This is a genomic window from Kitasatospora sp. NPDC059795 (assembly GCF_042732175.1).
Lineage (GTDB): Bacteria > Actinomycetota > Actinomycetes > Streptomycetales > Streptomycetaceae > Kitasatospora.
The window spans coordinates 465,732-482,602 of sequence record NZ_JBHWID010000002.1; the positions used below are offsets into that span (position 1 = coordinate 465,732).

Consider the following 16,871-nt stretch of genomic DNA (forward strand, 5'->3'; position numbering starts at 1 on the left):
GCGAAAGGCCCGGAGGCATCAGCCTCCGGGCCTTTGCCGTTCCTCAAGGGCCCCAGAGACCTCAGGGGCCTCGGAAACCTCGGCGTCCCGGGGGTGGTCATGGGTGCGGTCGTGATCGTGATACTGTTTGTTCACCGACGCGGGGTGGAGCAGCTCGGTAGCTCGCTGGGCTCATAACCCAGAGGTCGCAGGTTCAAATCCTGTCCCCGCTACTCTGTAGCGAAAGGCCCGGAGGCATCAGCCTCCGGGCCTTTGCCATTCCCCGGAGTGCGTCCCATTGACACTCCATGTGGTCCAGTCCAATCTGGGTCGTGCCCATGACGAGCGGCCCCCACCGCCCGCCTGGTGGTGCTGCAACGCGTATGCCCGCAACGGGAATTGATCGTGTTCTGCCCCGTCTGCCGCTCTCCCCGACCGGGGTGTCGGACGGCGTTTCCTGCATCCCCACGTGACAGGAGAGGCACATCCGCATGCACCGCAACAACCGAAGGCTCTGGGCCGTCACGGCCGCGGCCGCCACCCTGCTCGCCGGGGCGATGTCGCTGTTGGGAGCCCCCAACGCGTCCGCCGGACCGGCCAACACCACCGGTGCCCCCGCCACCAGCGGCGGCATGAAGGTGGCCTACTTCGACCAGTGGTCGATCTACCAGAACGCCTACTACCTGAAGAACGTCGACACCAACGGCATGGCCGGGAAGCTCGACTACCTGCTGTACGACTTCGCCAACATCGACCCCACCAACCTGACCTGCTTCGAGGCCAACTCGGCGGCCTCCCAGGACGAGAACAACCCCAACGCCGGCGACGGCGCGGGCGACTACTACGCCGACTACGCGAAGACCTTCGCCAACGGCAACAGCGTCGACAACTCCACCGACACCTGGAACCAGCCGCTGGCGGGCAACTTCCACCAGCTCCAGGAGCTGAAGGCCAAGTACCCGAAGCTCAAGGTCCTGATGTCGATCGGCGGTTGGACCTACTCCAAGTACTTCTCGGACGCGGCCGCCACCGACGCCTCCCGCAAGAAGCTCGTCTCCTCCTGCGTCGACATGTTCATCAAGGGCAACCTGCCCGCGCAGGGCGGCTACGGCGGTGCCGGCACCGGCAAGGGCATCTTCGACGGCTTCGACATCGACTGGGAGTACCCGGGCGGCGGCGGCCACCTCGGCAACCACGCCTCGCCCAACGACAAGCAGAATTTCACCGCGCTGCTCGCCGAGTTCCGCAACCAGCTCAACGCCCAGGGCAGCGCCGACGGGAAGACCTACGCGCTGAGCGCCGCGCTGCCGGCCGGTCAGGACAAGATCCAGTACATCGAGACCGACAAGATCGCCCAGTACCTGACCTTCGCCGACCCGATGACGTACGACATGCACGGCGGCTGGGAGGCGCAGGGGCCGACCAACCACCAGACGCCGGTGTACCAGAACCCGAGCGACCCGTCGAACAACATCCCGCCGGGCAACGCCAAGTACTCCATCGACGAGGCGATCAAGGCCTACACGGTCGGCGACCCCTCGTACGGCATCCCCGGCGGCTTCCCGGCCAACAAGCTCAACATGGGCGTCCCGCTGTACTACCGCGGCTGGACGGGCGTGGCGGCCGGCGCCAACCACGGGCTGTTCCAGCCGGCCAGTGGGCCCGCGCAGGGCGCGCCGAACTCCGGCAACGTGGCCGGCGTGCGGATGTACAAGGAACTGCTGGGAGTCGTCGACAACCCGAGCTACACGTACTGGGACCCGGCGTCGCAGGCCTCGTACTTCTACGACGGCACCAACTTCTGGTCCGGGGAGAACACCAAGTCGATCCAGGCCAAGATGGACTACGCGCACTGCAACGGCCTCGGCGGCTCCTTCGTGTTCTCGCTGTACGACGACCCGAACGCGGTGCTGCTCAACCCGCTGATGACGGCGACCTCCGGTTCGGCCGCCAACTGCCCGGCGCCGCCGACCTCGCCGTCGCCGAGCGCGAGCAGCAGCACCAGCAGCAGCCCGTCGCCGTCCAACTCGCCCAGCGGCTCGCCGTCCTCGTCGCCCTCGGGCTCGCCGTCCAGCAGCCCGTCCTCCTCGCCGAGCGGCCCCGGCGGCGGGATCGTCGCCAACCCGGGCCTGGAGTCCGGCGCGCTCAGCCCGTGGACCTGCGGGGGCAGCGGCGGCAGCGTGGTCGGCGGCGGCCACACCGGCTCGTACGCGCTGCAGGGCAACGCCAGTGCCGGTGACACCGCGCAGTGCCAACAGACCGTCACGGTCAAGCCGAACACCACCTACACGCTCTCCGCATGGGTGAAGGGCAACTACACCTACCTCGGCGTCACCGGCTCCGGGGCGGACAGTTCGACCTGGACCCCCGGCGGCAGCTCGTGGGCGCAGCTGTCCACCAAGTTCACCACCGGCGCCTCGGTCACCTCGGTGACCATCTGGGTGCACGGCTGGTACGGACAGGGCGCCTACCAGGCGGACGACTTCACCGTCAGCTGACCCAACGTCACCACGCGTGCAGCGAAGGCCCGGAGGGAGACACCCTCCGGGCCTTCGCCCTTGCATGCGTCGAGAGTTGATCGACTCCGGTACGATGCGGGGTTGGGGTTTGTGGGGCTCAGTGTCGGGAAATCGACAAAGCGCTGAAGCAATCTCGCCGGGCTTCGGCCCCGCTCCGCCAAAACGGACGGAGCAGGTGTACGAGGGTTACGGGTGATGCGACGATGGACCACGAGGGGGACGCGGCGCGGCCATTGACAGGCCGTCCGATCCGGCGCGACCCCCGGGGGAACCACCCCGGGCCGACGGCCGGGGGCGAATGCCGCGACACTCGGGGGGAGCTGGAGTCGGCATGAAACTCATCGGAAAAAACGGGACGGGAGAACGACTGGCGGCCAACAGCACCACGGACAGTGACACCGGTGCCCGACCCGCCCGACGGCCGGGCAGCAGCCTGCCCTCGCAGCGCAGCACCCGGGGCGGCCCCGCCACGTCCGGCTACGGCCCCGACAGCCTCGTCCACCTGACCGCCGACCAGGTCGTCGCCACCGCCTCCGCCCGCGACCTGCTGGAGAGCGACGACGGCGCCGACAGCTTCGAAACCGCTCTCGCCGCCCGCGAACAGGCCGCCCTCGAAGCCCGCCACCGCGGCTCCGCCGACGCCGGCGACCCCGGCGCCGCCAGCCAACTCGGCGCCCTCCTGCTGCGCCGCGGCGACCTCCAGGACGCCGAACCCTACCTGCGCGCCGCCGCCGCCGCAGGACTGCGCGCCGCCGCCAACAACCTCGGCGTCCTGCTCCACCAGCAGGGCCACCGCGCCGAAGCCGGCCAGTGGTGGCGACAGGCCGCCGTCGCCGGCTCGGCCCCCGCCGCCCACGCCCTCGGCCTGCAACTGCGCGACCAGGGCGAAGAAGAAGCCGCCGAATACTGGCTGCACTTCGCCGCCGAACAGGGCCACCCGCTCGGCGCGTACGCCCTCGGCGACCTCATGGAACACCGCCGCGACGTCCGCGCCGAACGCTGGTTCAAGGCCGCCGCCGACTCCGGCCACCGCGAAGCCGCCTACCGCCTCGCCCGGATGCGCGAAGCCGCCGGCGACAAGGACACCGCCGAAACCTGGTACCGCACCGCCGCCGCCCGCAGCCACGCCCGCGCCGCGCTGCGCCTCGGCGTGCTGCTCGAATCCCGCGGCGACCTCGACGAAGCCGCCCGCTGGTACCGGCAGTCCGCCCAGAACGGCGAAGCCCGCGCCGCCTGCGCCCTCGGCTTCCTGCTCCGCGACACCGGCGACCCCACCGCCGCCGCCGAATGGTGGCAGGAGGCCGCCGAAGCCGGCGACGGCACAGCGGCCAACGCGCTCGGCGCGCTGCACGCCGGGCGCGGCGAGAACGCCGTCGCCGAACACTGGTACCGCGCCGCGCTCGACGCCGGCGACCACAACGGCGCGTTCAACCTCGGCCTGCTGTGCGCCGGCGCCGGCCGCGACACCCAGGCCGAACAGTGGTACCGGCGCGCGGCGTACGCGGGCCACCGCGAAGCCTGCAACGCACTCGCCGTCATGCTGCTCCAGCGCGGCGACGAATCCGGCGCCGAACCCTGGTTCTCCAAGGCCGCCGAAGCCGGATCCGTCGACGGCGCGTTCAACCTCGGCGTGCTGCACGCCGGCCGCGGCGAGACCCGGCAGGCCCAGGAGTGGTACGCGCGCGCCGCCGCCGAGGGGCACGGCGAAGCGGCCCTGCAACTGGCCGTCGTCCAGGAACAGCGCGGCAACCTCGTCGGCGCGCTCGACCGCTACCGGCAGGCCGCGGACGGCGGCTCCGCGGAGGGAGCCTTCCGGCTCGCCTCGCTGCTCGACCGGCGCGGGGACGCCGACGCGGACGCCGACCACTGGTACGCGATCGCGGCGGACGCCGGGCACCTCCGGGCGCAGGTCCGGATGGGGGTGCGGGCGGCGGAACGCGGGGCGCTGGAGATCGCGGAGAGCTGGTACCGGCGGGCGGCGGAGGGCGGGAGCCGCAGCGCGGCGTTCAACCTCGGCCTGCTGCTGGCCCGTCAGGACTCCGAGACCGAGGCGATGCTCTGGTACACCCGCGCCGCCGACGCCGGCCACGGCCGGGCGGCTCTGCGGCTCGCGCTGCTCGCGCTGCGGCGGGGGGAGACGGTGCAGGCCGAGAACTGGTGCAAGCGGGCGATGGAGTACGGGCCTGCGGAGGTCGCGGAGCGGGCGGGGCGGCTGCTGGAGGCGATGACGGCGGAGCTCAGCGCGTAGAGGGTGCGAAAACAGGGGCGCGGGGAACTGCGCGACAAGCGCACACCACGTCCGTAAGGTCGCGATCACGTGCAGGTTATTGTCCTGCGTCGCGATCTTGCGGTTGGGTGCCTTCCGCTGCGCGCAGTTCCCCGCGCCCCTGTCGGCTCGCCCTTACAGGCTCAGCGAACGCAGCGTCGCTTCGTGGAGGATGCCGTTGGTGGCGACCGCGTCCGCGCCGGAGGGGCCGTCGATGCCGTCGAGGCCGGTGAAGCGGCCGCCGGCCTCCTGGACGACGATGCAGGGGGCGGCCATGTCCCAGAGGGAGAGCTCGGGTTCGGCGGCGATGTCGACGGCGCCCTCGGCGACCATCATGTAGGACCAGAAGTCGCCGAAGGCCCGGGTGCGCCAGCACTTGCGGGTGAGGTCGAGGAAGGCGTCGAGGCGGGCGCGCTCCTCCCAGCCGCTGAGGGAGGAGAAGGAGAGCGAGGCGTCGGCGAGGCGGGAGACCTTGGAGACGTGGATGCGCTGGGCCTTGGCGAGGCTGCGGCCGGCGAACGCGCCGAGTCCCTTGGCGGCCCACCAGCGGCGGCCGAGGGCGGGGGCGGAGACGATGCCGACGACGGGGGCGTACTCGCCGTCGGGCTGTTCCTCGAGGAGGGCGGCCAGGGTGGCCCAGACGGGGACGCCGCGGACGTAGTTCTTGGTGCCGTCGATGGGGTCGATCACCCAGCGGCGCGGGCCGGAGCCCTGCAGGCCGTACTCCTCGCCCATCACCGCGTCGCGGGGGCGGGCGCGTCGCAGGACCGAGCGGACGAGTTCCTCGGCGGCTTTGTCGGCGTCACTGACGGGCGTCAGGTCGGGCTTGGTCTCGATCTTGAGGTCGAGGGCCTTGAAGCGCTCCATGGTGACCGAGTCGGCCGAGTCGGCGAGGACGTGGGCGAGTCGGAGATCGTCGTGGTAGTCGGCCATGCCCCGAACCCTAGCGGACTCAGTGTCCCGAGCCGCTGAGCTGAAGACCGATCACACCGGCGATGACCAGGCTGATCGAGACCAGCTTGAGAGTGGAGGAGGACTCCCCGAGGAAGACGATTCCGTACAGCGCGGTGCCGGCCGCGCCGATGCCCGTCCACACCGCGTAGGCGCTGCCCACCGGGAGGGTTTTCAGGGAGAGGGTGAGCAGGCCGAAGGAGCCGAGGGCGAAGAGGCAGAAGCTGACGGTGGGCCAGAGCTTGGTGAAGCCGTGGCTGAGCTTGAGGTTGACCGCGAATCCCGTTTCCAGCAGACCGGCGAGGATCACCATGGCCCATGCCATCGGGTTGACTCCCTGTCAGATAGGACGGTGTGACCTTCCTATCGTTACCCAGTGGGCAGGGCCGGGCGACTCGTCGGCTGCGTGAACTCTCAGTCGTCCTCGTGGGCCTCCTTGGTGGCGAGCAGGCGGCGCAGCGAGTACAGCCGGGCCGGGTCGGCGTGGCCGTCGGCGACCCAGGCGTCCAGCGCGCAGTCGGGCTCGTCGTGGGAGCAGGCCCGCGGGCAGTCCTCGGTGCCGGGCTCCAGGTCGGGGAAGGCGAGGATGACCCGGGACGGGTCGATGTGGGAGAGGCCGAAGGACCGGAAGCCGGGGGTGTCGATCACCCAGCCCGGGTCGAGGGCCTTCCGGGAGCCGGGCTTCACGCCGGGCGGCGGGGGCAGCCGCAGGGCGAGCGCGGAGACGGTGGTGTGCCGGCCGCGGCCGGTGACGGCGTTGACGCGGCCGGTGCTCCGCTGCTGGTCCGGGACGAGCGCGTTGACCAGGGTGGTCTTGCCGACGCCGGAGTGCCCGATGAAGACGGTGGTCCTCCCGCGCAGGTGCTCGCGGACGGCCTCCGCGCCGGCGGTGGCCAGCTCGTCGTGCCGGGTCACCACGTAGTCGATGCCGAGCGGCGCGTACGACTCCAGCAGCTCGTCGGCGGACGCCAGGTCGGACTTGGTGAGCACCAGCAGCGGCTTCATCCCGGCGTCGTACGCGGCGACCAGGCAGCGGTCGATCAGCCGGGGGCGGGGCTCCGGGTTGGCGAGCGCGGTGACGATGGCCAGCTGGTCGGCGTTGGCGACCACGATCCGCTCGTACGGGTCGTCGTCGTCCGCGGTGCGGCGCAGCACCGAGGTGCGTTCCTCGACCCGGACGATCCGGGCCAGCGTGTCGGGGTCCCCGGAGAGGTCGCCGACCAGGTTGACGATGTCGCCGACGACCACGCCCTTGCGGCCGAGTTCGCGGGCCTTCATGGCGGTGACCAGGCGTTCGTCCTTGGTGCCGCCGTCGACCAGGCAGGTCATCCGGCCCCGGTCCACGGTGAGGATCATCGCCCCGGCGGCGTCCTCGTGCTTGGGCCGGATGCGGGTGCGGGGGCGGGAGCCCCGGCGGCCCGGGCGGCTGCGGATGTCGTCCTCGTCGGCGTCCTTGCCGTAGCGGCGCATGTTCGTGATCCCCTGTCAGCCCTGGCCGAGGAGGTCGGCCCACATCTGCGGGAAGTCCGGCAGGGTCTTCGCGGTGGTCGCCACGTTCTCCACCAGGACGCCGTCCACCACCAGGCCGAGGACGGCGGCGGCGGTCGCCAGCCGGTGGTCCTCGTAGGTGTGGAAGACACCGCCGTGCAGCGGGCGGGGGCGGATCCGCAGACCGTCCTCGGTCTCCCGGACGTCGCCGCCGAGGTCGTTGATCTCCTTGGCGAGCGCGGCGAGCCGGTCGGTCTCGTGCAGCCGCAGGTGGGAGATGCCGTACAGGTGGGACTCGGAGTCGGCGAGGGCCGCGACGGCGGCGATCACCGGGGTCAGCTCGCCGACGTCGTGCAGGTCCACCTCGATGCCGTGGATCTTGCCGGTGCCGGTGAACTCCAGCCCCTCGTCCTTGAATTGGCAGGAGCCGCCCATCGCGGTGTAGATCTCGCGGAGCTGGTCGCCGGGCTGGTAGGTGTGCTTGGGCCAGTCCCGGACGACGACCCGGCCGCCGGTGGCGAGGGCCGCGGCGAAGAACGGGGCGGCGTTGGAGAGGTCCGGCTCGACCACCAGGTCGCGGCCGATCAGCGCGCCCGGCGTGACCCGCCAGACGTCCTTCTCACCGCCGTCCTCGGGGGCGTCGACCTGGCCGCCGGCCTTGCGGATCATGTCGACGGTCATCCGGATGTGCGGCAGCGAGGGCACCGTCGCGCCCACGTTGCGGATCTCCACGCCGTTGTTGAAGCGGGCCCCGGACAGCAGCAGCGCCGAGACGAACTGCGAGGAGGACGAGGCGTCCACCTCCACCGGGCCGCCGTCCAGCGCGCCCGTGCCGTGCACGGTCAGCGGGAAACCGCCGCGGCCGCCGTCGTCGATCCGGGCGCCGAGGGTGCGCAGCGCGTCGATCACGCCGTGCTGGGGGCGCTCGTGGCTGCGCGGGTCGCCGTCGAAGTGCACCGGGCCGTCCGCGAGGGTGGCCAGCGGCGGCAGGAAGCGCATCACGGTGCCGGCGTTGCCGACGTCCACCTGCGCCGGGCCGCGCAGCCGCTCGGCCGGGATGACCCGCCAGGCCTCGCCGCCGCCGGTGCCGCCGGACGCCTCGTTCACCGTCTCCTCGACCGTCACGCCCAGCGCCCGCAGGCCGTCCGCCATCAGCTGCGAGTCGCGGCTGCGCAGCGGGCGGCGCACCCAGCCCGGGCCGTCGGCGAGGGCGGCCAGCACCAGCGCACGGTTGGTCGCGGACTTCGAGCCGGGGATCGTCACGGTGGCGTCCACGGCGGCGGTGGCGACGGGAGCGGGCCACAGGGAGTCGGTCATGCCGCCCAGTCTATGAGGACCGGGTCCGCTACCGGGGCAGCAGCCAGGCCGCTCCGAGCCCGAGGCAGGCCAGCGCCACCAGCAGGAACAGCGCCACCCAGACCGTCGCGGGCACGCCCGTCAGCCGGGCCAGCTGGTCGGCGTCCGAGCCGGTGGCGCCGCCGTGCCGCCGGGTGGAGAACAGCTCGATCAGCGGGCGCGCCCCCGCCAGCAGGAGGAACCACACGCCCAGGTGGGCGAACGCGCCCTGCCACTCGGCGTCCCCGTACCAGGACACCGCGACGAACGCGCCGCCGGTGGCCAGCACGGCCAGCACCCCGAACAGGTTCCGCAGGGTCAGCAGCATCGCGGCCAGCAGCGCGATGCCGATCCACAGCAGCGCGGTGATCCGGCCGGTCGCCAGCAGCGCCGCGCCGCCCAGGCCGAGCAGGGACGGCGCCGGGTAGCCGGCCGCGGCGGTCAGCACCATGCCCGGGCCGGTCGGGCGCCCGGAGGAGACCGTCAACCCGGAGGTGTCCGAGTGCAGCCGGATCCCGGACAGGCGGCGGCGGGTCAGCAGCGCCATCACGCCGTGCCCGCCCTCGTGCGCGATGGTCACCACCGTGCGGCTCAGCCGCCACACCGGGCGCACCGCCACCGCCAGCAGCGCCGCCGCCGCGGTGGCCCACACCAGCCAGTGCGGCGGGTCGGGCTGTGCGGCCGTCACGTGGTCCCACAGTTGTGCGAAGTCCATGCCGGCGGGCCTCCGATCGCCGTCGCTTCCCGTTCGCCCGGGCGGGCAGCCTCCCACGGAAGGACGGACGGCGACCAGCGGCCGGTTCTGTTCTGGCAAGCTGAACGGCATGTGCGGCCGCTTCGCCTCCTCCACCGATCCCGCCGAACTGGTGCGGCACTTCGGCGTCCGGCAGTGGGACCCGACCGAGACGCTGGCCCCGAGCTGGAACGTCGCGCCCACCGCCGCCGCGTTCGTCGTGCTGGACCGGGCGCCGCGCGGGGAGCGCCGGCCGGTGCGTCAACTGCGGGTGCTGCGCTGGGGATTGGTGCCGGCCTGGGCGGGCAGCGCGGACACCGCGGTGAAGATGATCAACGCCCGGGCGGAGACCGTCCACGAGAAGCCCGCCTACCGGCAGGCGTTCGCCTCGCGGCGCTGCCTGATACCCGTCGACGGCTACTACGAGTGGCAGACCGCCCCCACCGACGACGTCTCCCGGCCGCCCCGCCGCCCCTACTTCGTCTCCCGCGCCGACGGCGCCCCGCTGGCGCTGGCCGGGCTGTACGAGTTCTGGCGCAACCGGGACGTCCCCGCCGGGCACCCGGACGCCTGGCTGGTGACCTGCGCCGTCGTCACCACCGACGCCGAACCGCTGCTCGCCCCCGTCCACCGGCGAATGCCGCTGTACCTGGGCCCCGACCGCTGGGACGCCTGGCTCGACCCGTACGCCGAGACCGCCGACCTCACCCCGCCGCCGCCCGGCGACCTGCGGATCCACGCCGTGCCCGACGAGGTCGGCTCGATCCGCAACAACCACCCCGGGCTGACCAGGCGACTCACCGAGGACGACCGCACCACGCTGTTCTGAGCACGACCTCTCTATACGCTCGCGCCATGCAGCGGATCATCAGCACCCCCGCCGGCGACGCCCGGCTCCACTGGTTCCGGGCCGGCGCCCCGCGCGCCGTCCTGCTGCTCGGCCACGGCGCGGGCGGCGGCATCGAGGCCCCCGACCTGCAGGCGATCGCCGCGGCGCTCCCGGCGGCCGGCGTCACCGTGGTGCTGGCCGAGCAGCCCTGGCGGGTGGCCGGGAAGAAGCTCGCGCCCGCGCCGAAGACGCTGGACGCCGGCTGGCCCGCGCAGTTCGAGGCCGCCGCCGAGGAGGGCCTGCCGGTGTACGCGGGCGGCCGCAGCGCCGGCGCCCGGGTGGCCTGCCGGACCGCCGCCGGGCTCGGCGCGGCGGGCGTGCTGGCGCTGGCGTTCCCGCTGCACCCGCCCGGCAGGCCGGAGAAGAGCCGCGCCGAGGAACTGCTGGAGACCGGACTTTCGACCCTGGTGGTGCAGGGCGGCGCGGACACCTTCGGCGCCCCGGAGGAGTTCCCGGTCCTGCCCGACACCCACCGCCTGGTCGAAGTGCCGTACGGCTCCCACGCGTTCAAGGTCCCGAAGAAGGCGCCGCTGGGCCAGGACGAGGCCCTGGCGCTGATCACCGACGCCGTGGCCGGCTGGCTCTGACCTCCTCGGCGGAGGCCGGGAATGTCCGGGCAACGAGCGGGGTTGCACGAGTCGTCAGAACATGCCCCGGTGGAAAGGCAGCGCCCATGGTTTCGATCGCGTGCCCCGAGCGGCCCGACGAGCGGGCGGCCGAGTCGTCGCTCGTGCCGGACTGGTCGGAGTGGGTTGTCGCGGGCGAGAAGCCGGTCAGCCCGATATCCTCGCTTGCGGGTCGGCCCGAAGTGGGCCGTGTGCAGCTGACCGAGGAGGTGGGTCCGGTCGTCGGGACCGATGACGCGGCCGTGTCGGGTGCTTCAGGCACCGACCAGGGCCGTCCGGAGAGCGACCAGCTCACCGGCGACGAACTGGCCGAGGTGATCGGCGAGGACACCTTCAGGGTGTCCGAGAACGAGAGCGAGGAGGCCAGGCGCGCGCGCTTCGAGCGCGACGCGTTGGGGTTCCTGGATCCGATGTACTCGGCGGCGCTGCGGATGACCCGCAACCCGGCCGACGCGGAGGACCTGCTCCAGGAGGCGTTCGCCAAGGCGTACGCGTCGTTCCACCAGTTCCGTGAGGGCACCAACCTCAAGGCCTGGCTGTACCGCATCCTCACCAACACGTTCATCAACTCGTACCGCAAGAAGCAGCGCGAACCGCAACGCACCGCGGCCGAGGAGATCGAGGACTGGCAGCTGGCGCGCGCCGAGTCGCACATGTCGACGGGGCTCCGCTCCGCCGAGGCGCAGGCGCTCGACCACCTGCCGGACAGCGATGTGAAGGACGCCCTGCAGGCCATTCCGGAGGAGTTCCGGATCGCGGTCTATCTCGCGGACGTCGAGGGCTTTGCGTACAAGGAGATCGCGGACATCATGGGTACACCCATCGGTACGGTGATGTCCCGACTGCACCGTGGTCGCCGCCAGTTGCGCGGCATGCTGGAGGACTACGCCCGCGAGCGGGGGCTGGTCCCGGCCGGTACCGGTGCAGGGCACGAAGCGAAGGGCGCGGGCTCATGAGCTGCGGCGATCCGCACGAGACCGAGTGCGGAGAGGTGCTCGACCACCTCTACGAATTCCTCGACAACGAGATGCCCGAGGGCGACTGCGCCAAGCTGCGGGTGCACTTCGACGAGTGCTCGCCGTGCCTGGAGAAGTACGGCCTGGAGCAGGCCATCAAGGCGCTGATCAAGCGCTCGTGCGGCTGCGACGACACGCCCTCCGACCTCCGGGCGAAGGTGCTGGCCCGGATCGACTCGATCCGCGCGGGCCAGCGCCCCGGCGAGGGCCCGACGGTCGAGGTGTCCTCCGTCAGCATGGAGATGACGGTCGAGGGCGCGGCCGGTCACGGCTCCGCCGTCGCCACCGCGGAGTGATTACTCACTCGATCGGGTGAGCTGTCGCTGCTCCGGCTGCGGCAATCCGCGATCGTGCGCCCCGTCCGGGTGGCCGGGCCCTATTCTCTGACGAGTCCTCACGTCGGAGGGCCCGGTACGGGCTGGGGAGGCCGAGATCGCCAGCGAATCCGAGCGCATCGCCCTGCCGGGGCGGGCCGTGGCCTATCTGGCCGCCGTGCTGACGGCGGCGCTCGCCACGCTGCTGCCGCTGTCGGGTGCCGGACCGGACCTCGACTGGCCCCGGATCGGGCTGCTCGCCCTGCTCCACCTCTGTCTGGAATCGCTCGCCCAGGGCGCCCGCACCCCGTGCGCCCGGGTGTGGCGGTGGCTGCGCGGCCGGCCCGCGCAGGAGACCCCGGCCGATCCGCGCGGCAGCGGCTTCTTCCCGGTGCTGTTCGCCGGCGTGCTGATGCTGCCGCCCGCCGCCGCCGCGCTGGTCGCGCTGCCCGGCGCACTGCTCGGCCCGGCCCAGCGCCCGCGCGCCCTGCGCCGGGTGTGGAACGCCGCCCAGCTGGCGCTGGCCGCGGCGTGCTCCGCCGAGGTGTTCCGGCTGCTCGGCGGCTCCCGGCTGCTGCTCGGCACCCGCTTTCCCGGCGCGGCCCTCGGCGCACTCGCCGCGATCCTGACGTTCTGCCTGGTCAACGGCGTGCTGGTGGCCGGCATGGTGCGGCTGACCTGCGGCTCGGCCGGCCACGGCGTGATCCGCAAGCTGCACCGGGCGGCGCCCGCCGCACTGCTGCACGGCGCGGGCGGACTGATGGTCGCGGTGCTGTGGCAGGGCCCGTACGGGGCGTTCGCGGCGGTGCTCGGCCTGCTGCCGCTGACCATCACCGCCTGGCTGTCCGCGCAGGGCCACCGCGAACGCTCCGCGCACCGCGCCACCGTGCGGGCCCTGGTGCAGGCCGTGGAGATCAAGGACGCCTACACCCGCGGCCACAGCGAACGCGTCGGCCGGGCCTCGGTGCTGATCGCCCGCCAGCTCGGCCTCGCCGAGGACCGGATCCGCACCCTGCACTTCGCGGGCACCCTGCACGACGTCGGCAAGCTCGCCGTCGCCACCGAACTGCTGCGCCGCAACGGCCCGTTGACGCCCGCGGAGCGGCGCGCCGTCGAGGTGCACCCGGTGTTCGGGCACGAGCTGGTGCGGCAGCTGGACTTCCTCGGCGAGGGCCGCGACGGCATCCTGCACCACCACGAGCGGGTGGACGGCCGCGGCTACCCGCACGGGCTGGCGGGGGAGCGGATTCCCGAGTTCGCCCGGATCATCTCGGTCGCCGACGCCTTCGACTCGATGACCTCCACCCGCTCCTACCGGCGCGGCCGGCCCGTCCAGGAGGCCGTCACCGAACTGGAGCGGTGCGCGGGCAGCCAGTTCGACCCGGTGATGGTGCGGGCCCTGGTCGAGGCCGTCGCCGAACACGGCTGGCAGCCCGAGCCGCCGCCGCCCGGCGGCTGGGACGGCGAGGTGCCGGACATCCCGCTCGGCGTGCCCGAACCGGCCCGGCTGCCGCAGCAGTCCGGGCAGGGCCTGCCGGCCGGCGGGGCGCCGTGACCCTCCGGCGGCCGGGACCGGCCGACCTGCCGCACGTGGCCGCCGTCCTGCTCGGCGGCTTCGCGCTGGTGCACGCGCTCGCCGTCGGCACCAGCCAGACCGAGGTGGCGCTCGCGTTCACCGCCCTGATCGCGCTCGGCCAGTGCGCCGGGCCCGCGCTGCCCGGCGATCGCGAACCCGCGCCGGTGGCCACCGCCGTCGCCCTCGCGTACGCGCTGCTCGGGCCGCTGCACGGGCTGCCCACCGCGCACGGCGTGCTGCAGGCCACCGCCGTCACCGCGGCCGGCACCGCCGTCGGCCTCGCCGTGCAGTGGGTCGGGCTGGCCGCGCTGGCCGCCGTCCGCCGCCGGCCGCGCACCCCGCTCGGCGGGCTGGATGCCGCCGCCCGCCGGGTGGTGACCGTCTCCTTCGCGGCACTGCTGTTCCAGCCGCTGTACGACTCCGGCGCCACCGACCGGCTGCCCGGTCCCGCGTACGGGGCGCTGCTGGCCGCCGTCGCCGCGCTGGCCGCGCTCGGCGACGCGGTGCTGGCGGCCGGGCAGCAGCGGGCCCGCACCGGGCTGCGGTACAGCGCCGCGCTCGACGACCAGTTGCACGCGCTGCTCGGCATCGGCTCCGCGCAGGTCGCCACCGGTCTGCTGCTCAGCCTGCTGGCCGGCGAGGCCGGACTGTGGGCGCTGCCGGTGTTCTGCGTGCCGCTGCTGCTCGCGCAGGCCTCGTTCCGGCGGGCCGTCGAAGTCCGGGCCACCACCGGGCAGACCATCGAGACGCTCGCCCGGGCCACCGAGATCGCCGGCTACACCACGCCCGGGCACGCCCGCCGGGTGGCCGACACGGCGTGCGCTCTGGGGCGCGAACTCGGCCTCGGAAGCCGGGAGTTGACGCTGCTGGAGTATGCCGCGCTGATGCACGACATCGGTCAGCTGTCGCTGGTGGAGCCCGTCCCCGGCGGGGCGACCGCGCTGCTGCCCGACGACGAGCAGCAGCAGATCGCCCGGCTCGGCAGCGAGGTGATCCGGCGCACCGGCGTGCCCAAGCAGGTCTGGCAGCAGGTCGCCCGGCTCGCCGACCCGTGCCGGCTCGACGACGGCCGCCACGACCCCACCCTGCCGCTGGCCTCCCGGATCATCCGGGTCGCCAACGCGCACGACGACCTGCGCACCGCCGCCGCCGACCGCCCCAGGGCCGGCGCCCTCGACCCGCTCGACCACCTGCGCCTGGACGCCGGCCGCGGCTACGACCCGGTGGTGCTGGACGCGCTCGCCCGACTCGGCCGCCGCGGCCACCGCGCGGCCCGCTGCCGGTTCGCGGCCCGATGAGTTCCCGGGCCCGCGGACTGAATGGCCGCGCGGGGCGCGCGGCCCGCGGCGGGCGTGGTTGGATGCGGTCGTGGCGGGAAGACCCGGAGGCGGGGCGACCCGGTGACGACCGACGGCAAGGGACCAACGTGAGGATCTTCCACCGCGCACGGCACCGTCCGTCGGCGACCTGGCGGCAGACCACCGACCGTGCGTTCACGCTGATCGGCGACGGCCGGTACGAGGACGCCGGGGCACTGCTGGTGATGGCGGCCGACCTGGAACCCGGCCTGTCCGACTCCTGGTTCAACCTCGCCCTGCTGCACAAGTTCCGCCGCGACTGGGAGCAGGCCCGCAGCGCCGGCCTGCGCGCCGTCGCCCTGCTCGACCGCCAGCACGGCGCCCCGGACTGGTGGAACCTCGGCATCACCGCCACCGCCCTGCAGGACTGGCCGCTGGCCCGCCGCGCCTGGCAGGCGTACGGGCTGCGACTGCCCGGCGGCCCGGGCGCGGACGGGCCGATCGAGCTCGACCTCGGCACCACCCCGGTGCGGCTGTCCCCGGACGGCGAGTCGGAGGTGGTGTGGGGCCGCCGGCTCGACCCGGCGCGGATCGAGGTGCTGTCCATCCCGCTGCCGTCCTCCGGCCGCCGCTGGGGCGAAGTGGTGCTGCACGACGGCGCGCCGCACGGCGAACGGGTCGCCGACGGCGTCGCCTACCCGGTGTTCGACGAGATCGAACTGTGGGCGCCCTCCCCGGTGCCGACCTGGGTGGTGCTGCTGCAGGCCGCCACCGCCGCCGACCGGGACGCGCTGGAGAAGACCGTCGCCGACGCCGGGTACGCCGCCGAGGACTGGACGTCCTCGGTGCGGCTGCTGTGCCGCACCTGCTCGGAGAGCCGGATGGCCATCGACGACGGCCACACCGCGCACCACGACCCGCACGACGACGGTGACCCGCTGCACCCCGGCCACCTCAGCCACCTCAGCCAGGGATCGGCCGGCGGCCCCTGGCAGATCGAACGCGAATGCGGCATCGCCGCGCCCGCCGGCCTGGTCCGCACCCTGCTGGACCGCTGGGCCGCCGCCTCCCCGACCACCCGCGCCTACCGGGACCTCGAAGAGGTGTGCTGACCCGCCTCCCAGCTCAAAGGGGCCGGGAGGTACTTCCGTGCGCCGCCACGCCCCGTACCCTGGACCGGTACACCAGCCGGACGCGGACGGAGCGGAAACCAAGCGATGGCCGAGCACCACGACCACGAGCACGAGCACGACCACGAGCACCCGGGCGGCGACGTCCAGCAGGTGGTCGGCGATCTGCCCGACCCGGGCAAGGGCACCGCCCGCCCGATCACCGTGGTCGGCAACCCGGTCCTGCACCGCGAGACGCAGACCGTCACCGCCTTCGACGACGACCTCGCCGCGCTCATCGACGACATGTTCCAGTCGATGTACGCCGCCGAGGGCGTCGGCCTGGCCGCCAACCAGATCGGCGTCGACCTGAAGGTCTTCGTCTACGACTGCCCCGACGACGAGGGCGTCCGCCACGTCGGGCACGTCGTCAACCCGGTGCTGGAGGAGCTCCCCGCGGGCCGCCGCAGCCTGGACGACGGCCAGGAGGGCTGCCTGTCGGTGCCCACCGCCTACCAGGAGCTCGCCCGCCCCGGCTACGCGGCCGTCAACGGCCAGGACAAGCACGGCAACCCGATCCGGGTCGAGGGCACCGGCTTCTTCGCCCGCTGCCTCCAGCACGAGACCGACCACCTGTACGGGTACCTGTACATCGACCGGCTCTCCAAGCGCGACCGCAAGGACGCCCTGCGGCAGATGGCCGAAGGCACCCCCAAGTACGCCACGGCGCCCAACAGCTGACGGATGATCACAAGAGGGCCGCACTCGAAGT

General features: G+C 73.3%; 15 protein-coding genes and 1 tRNA gene. 11 read left to right on the top strand and 5 right to left on the bottom strand.

The features are described 5' to 3' along the window. Positions 1 to 138 precede the first annotated feature (138 nt). The 3 genes from ACFV4P_RS06055 (at position 139) to ACFV4P_RS06065 (ending at position 4,746) form a co-directional block, all read left to right on the top strand. Positions 139 to 212 (top strand) — tRNA-Met (locus ACFV4P_RS06055). 258 nt (positions 213 to 470) lie between these two features. Then, positions 471 to 2,477, top strand: coding sequence for a glycosyl hydrolase family 18 protein (locus ACFV4P_RS06060; RefSeq protein WP_380467809.1), 2,007 nt, complete (start codon positions 471 to 473; stop codon positions 2,475 to 2,477). Positions 2,478 to 2,829: 352 nt separating this feature from the next. Then, positions 2,830 to 4,746, top strand: coding sequence for a tetratricopeptide repeat protein (locus ACFV4P_RS06065; RefSeq protein WP_380467810.1), 1,917 nt, complete (start codon positions 2,830 to 2,832; stop codon positions 4,744 to 4,746). Positions 4,747 to 4,899: 153 nt separating this feature from the next. Here ACFV4P_RS06065 and hisN read toward each other — a convergent pair whose 3' ends face one another. From hisN to ACFV4P_RS06090, 5 genes are all read right to left on the bottom strand, one after another. Beyond that, positions 4,900 to 5,697, bottom strand: a complete 798-nt coding sequence (gene hisN, locus ACFV4P_RS06070) for a histidinol-phosphatase (protein ID WP_380467812.1) — start codon at positions 5,695 to 5,697, stop codon at positions 4,900 to 4,902. 19 nt (positions 5,698 to 5,716) lie between these two features. Then, on the bottom strand, positions 5,717 to 6,040 hold the full coding sequence (locus tag ACFV4P_RS06075; RefSeq protein WP_380467814.1) for a DMT family transporter: 324 nt from the start codon (positions 6,038 to 6,040) through the stop codon (positions 5,717 to 5,719). A gap of 89 nt (positions 6,041 to 6,129) precedes the next feature. Further along, positions 6,130 to 7,185: a ribosome small subunit-dependent GTPase A gene (gene rsgA, locus ACFV4P_RS06080; protein WP_380467816.1), complete on the bottom strand. Its 1,056-nt coding sequence runs from the start codon at positions 7,183 to 7,185 to the stop codon at positions 6,130 to 6,132. A 15-nt stretch (positions 7,186 to 7,200) separates the two neighbouring features. Continuing rightward, the gene (gene aroA, locus ACFV4P_RS06085; protein ID WP_380467818.1) at positions 7,201 to 8,520 is read right to left on the bottom strand and encodes a 3-phosphoshikimate 1-carboxyvinyltransferase; all 1,320 of its coding nucleotides are present in this window, start codon (positions 8,518 to 8,520) and stop codon (positions 7,201 to 7,203) included. Positions 8,521 to 8,548: 28 nt separating this feature from the next. Further along, positions 8,549 to 9,253 carry a M50 family metallopeptidase gene (locus ACFV4P_RS06090; protein WP_380467820.1) on the bottom strand — a complete coding sequence of 235 codons (705 nt, stop codon included), beginning with the start codon at positions 9,251 to 9,253 and terminating at the stop codon, positions 8,549 to 8,551. A 109-nt stretch (positions 9,254 to 9,362) separates the two neighbouring features. Between ACFV4P_RS06090 and ACFV4P_RS06095 the strand changes: the two genes are divergently transcribed. The 8 genes from ACFV4P_RS06095 to def all read left to right on the top strand — a co-directional run bounded on the left by ACFV4P_RS06095 (position 9,363) and on the right by def (position 16,840). Further along, positions 9,363 to 10,100, top strand: coding sequence for an SOS response-associated peptidase (locus ACFV4P_RS06095; RefSeq protein ID WP_380467822.1), 738 nt, complete (start codon positions 9,363 to 9,365; stop codon positions 10,098 to 10,100). Positions 10,101 to 10,126: 26 nt separating this feature from the next. Next, entirely contained in the window at positions 10,127 to 10,747 is a 621-nt protein-coding gene (locus ACFV4P_RS06100) for an alpha/beta family hydrolase (protein WP_380467824.1), read from the top strand. Between the two features lie 248 nt (positions 10,748 to 10,995). After that, entirely contained in the window at positions 10,996 to 11,742 is a 747-nt protein-coding gene (locus ACFV4P_RS06105; RefSeq protein ID WP_380468168.1) for a sigma-70 family RNA polymerase sigma factor, read from the top strand. Next, positions 11,739 to 12,098, top strand: a complete 360-nt coding sequence (rsrA, locus tag ACFV4P_RS06110) for a mycothiol system anti-sigma-R factor (RefSeq protein ID WP_073814400.1) — start codon at positions 11,739 to 11,741, stop codon at positions 12,096 to 12,098. The genes ACFV4P_RS06105 and rsrA overlap by 4 nt, the downstream gene beginning before the upstream one ends. Positions 12,099 to 12,276: 178 nt before the next feature. Next, a complete protein-coding gene (locus tag ACFV4P_RS06115; RefSeq protein ID WP_380467826.1) occupies positions 12,277 to 13,671 on the top strand; it encodes an HD-GYP domain-containing protein in 1,395 nt (464 codons plus the stop codon). Continuing rightward, positions 13,668 to 14,990, top strand: a complete 1,323-nt coding sequence (locus tag ACFV4P_RS06120; RefSeq protein ID WP_380467828.1) for an HD-GYP domain-containing protein — start codon at positions 13,668 to 13,670, stop codon at positions 14,988 to 14,990. Before ACFV4P_RS06115 ends, ACFV4P_RS06120 begins: the two co-directional genes overlap by 4 nt. A 128-nt stretch (positions 14,991 to 15,118) precedes the next feature. Then, entirely contained in the window at positions 15,119 to 16,102 is a 984-nt protein-coding gene (locus tag ACFV4P_RS06125; RefSeq protein WP_380467830.1) for a tetratricopeptide repeat protein, read from the top strand. 105 nt (positions 16,103 to 16,207) lie between these two features. Further along, entirely contained in the window at positions 16,208 to 16,840 is a 633-nt protein-coding gene (def, locus tag ACFV4P_RS06130; RefSeq protein WP_380467832.1) for a peptide deformylase, read from the top strand. The last annotated feature ends 31 nt before the right edge of the window (positions 16,841 to 16,871 follow it).

Bases quoted from the DNA above. Each gene is read 5' to 3' on its own strand.
- ACFV4P_RS06065 (WP_380467810.1), top strand. From the start codon at position 2,830: ATGAAACTCATCGGAAAAAACGGGACGGGAGAACGACTGGCGGCCAAC.
- aroA (WP_380467818.1), bottom strand. From the start codon at position 8,520: ATGACCGACTCCCTGTGGCCCGCTCCCGTCGCCACCGCCGCCGTGGAC.
- def (WP_380467832.1), top strand. From the start codon at position 16,208: ATGGCCGAGCACCACGACCACGAGCACGAGCACGACCACGAGCACCCG.
- ACFV4P_RS06060 (WP_380467809.1), top strand. From the start codon at position 471: ATGCACCGCAACAACCGAAGGCTCTGGGCCGTCACGGCCGCGGCCGCC.
- ACFV4P_RS06100 (WP_380467824.1), top strand. From the start codon at position 10,127: ATGCAGCGGATCATCAGCACCCCCGCCGGCGACGCCCGGCTCCACTGG.
- ACFV4P_RS06095 (WP_380467822.1), top strand. From the start codon at position 9,363: ATGTGCGGCCGCTTCGCCTCCTCCACCGATCCCGCCGAACTGGTGCGG.
- ACFV4P_RS06075 (WP_380467814.1), bottom strand. From the start codon at position 6,040: ATGGCATGGGCCATGGTGATCCTCGCCGGTCTGCTGGAAACGGGATTC.
- rsgA (WP_380467816.1), bottom strand. From the start codon at position 7,185: ATGCGCCGCTACGGCAAGGACGCCGACGAGGACGACATCCGCAGCCGC.
- rsrA (WP_073814400.1), top strand. From the start codon at position 11,739: ATGAGCTGCGGCGATCCGCACGAGACCGAGTGCGGAGAGGTGCTCGAC.
- ACFV4P_RS06090 (WP_380467820.1), bottom strand. From the start codon at position 9,253: ATGGACTTCGCACAACTGTGGGACCACGTGACGGCCGCACAGCCCGAC.
- hisN (WP_380467812.1), bottom strand. From the start codon at position 5,697: ATGGCCGACTACCACGACGATCTCCGACTCGCCCACGTCCTCGCCGAC.